The organism is Xenorhabdus sp. SGI246, from assembly GCF_040838225.1.
Lineage (GTDB): Bacteria > Pseudomonadota > Gammaproteobacteria > Enterobacterales > Enterobacteriaceae > Xenorhabdus > Xenorhabdus indica.
Genome location: NZ_JBFPEZ010000139.1, coordinates 1 through 1,226 on the forward strand (window position 1 = coordinate 1; position 1,226 = coordinate 1,226).

General features: G+C 40.9%; 2 protein-coding genes and 1 pseudogene. 2 read left to right on the forward strand and 1 reads right to left on the reverse strand.

What is annotated here, in order from left to right:
- Positions 1-69: 69 nt before the first annotated feature.
- Both ABLA85_RS18480 and ABLA85_RS18485 read left to right on the forward strand, forming a co-directional pair.
- Positions 70-618: pseudogene (locus ABLA85_RS18480) on the forward strand (RHS repeat-associated core domain-containing protein); the annotation flags it as partial.
- Entirely contained in the window at positions 618-938 is a 321-nt protein-coding gene (locus ABLA85_RS18485; RefSeq protein ID WP_367965780.1) for a hypothetical protein, read from the forward strand. The pseudogene ABLA85_RS18480 and the gene ABLA85_RS18485, both read left to right, overlap by 1 nt.
- A 47-nt stretch (positions 939-985) precedes the next feature.
- Here ABLA85_RS18485 and ABLA85_RS18490 read toward each other — a convergent pair.
- Positions 986-1,226, reverse strand: a 241-nt coding sequence (locus tag ABLA85_RS18490) for a SymE family type I addiction module toxin (protein ID WP_367965781.1), incomplete at its 5' end; no start/stop codon positions are given.

Consider the following 1,226-nt stretch of genomic DNA (forward strand, 5'->3'; position numbering starts at 1 on the left):
TACCCTGCGCGGGTTGGCGAAACCCTGCGGGTATGACTGCCTCGGAGATGATGGCCCTTCGCCGGCCAGTGGCTGGATGAAGAGAGCGGGCTGGTCTACAATCGGTTCAGGTATTATTCGCCGGTGGCGGGGCAGTATCTGACGCCCGACCCGTTGGGGCTGGCAGGGGGATTTAACCCGTATTCTTATGTTCATAATCCGACGGGACTTATAGACCCATTCGGATTAGCTGGTGAAAATGTATTTATTCACTACACAAATAAGGCTGGTTTTGACGGCATTATGAAGAGTGGTGTTCTAAATCCAAACGTCAGCGGAAAGGTTTATATAACAGATATATTAATGTCGCCAAAAGATGTTTTAAGAGATCTATTAATAAATAATCCTATTCATGCAGGCCGTGGGGATTATGCAATTATTTTTAAAGTAGATCCGGGTGAACGCGGTAATATACATTTATCTTCTAGGTTAGAATATATTCATGAAGGGAAATTAAAGCTAAAAGATATTCTATATTCAGGAAAAAATCCTTATACCATGCTAGAGCATCTTGATTATGATACAAGGCTCAAACTTACTGATAATCAAGTTAAAATTAGAAAATGCGGAGGGAAATAATGGAGCATGAATCTATTCAACTAGAACGTGATGAAGTTAATGCCATCATAAAGCTTATACTTTATACAAAATTCGAATGTGAAGAGACTGGAACACTAACATATTCAAGTAGCCCTTTAATAAATTCAGCTTTAGGAAAGATGTTGAATATGTATGGATATAAAGATGATTGGGATAAAGTTTTTTCAAAAATCCCAGAAGTTAATAGGAATATTGCAATCAAAAAAATCGAACATTTTGAAAAGCAAGAAAACCACTGTCTAGATGAAGATGTTAAACAACAAGTTTTATCGAATTATGTCTATCCATATAAGTGGTAATTAATAATAACAGCCGGAAAGATCTCATGATCTTCCGGCTGTTATTATTATCCTGCCTGATAATCCCCAATCAACTCCCGCATCCGCAGCTTAATGTCACTGAGCTGGTCTTGTTGGCGCTGGTACTGTTGCTTGAGGGTGCGGGTATCGTCGCTGTCAGGGATCAGCACCAAGCAACCATCCATAATCTTCACGGTCAGGGTGCAACCTTTATCAAACCCGGCGGCCTTAAGCCACTGGCCTTTAAGATGGATTGCGGGCGGGGCTTTGGCCTTGTTATTTTGCGGC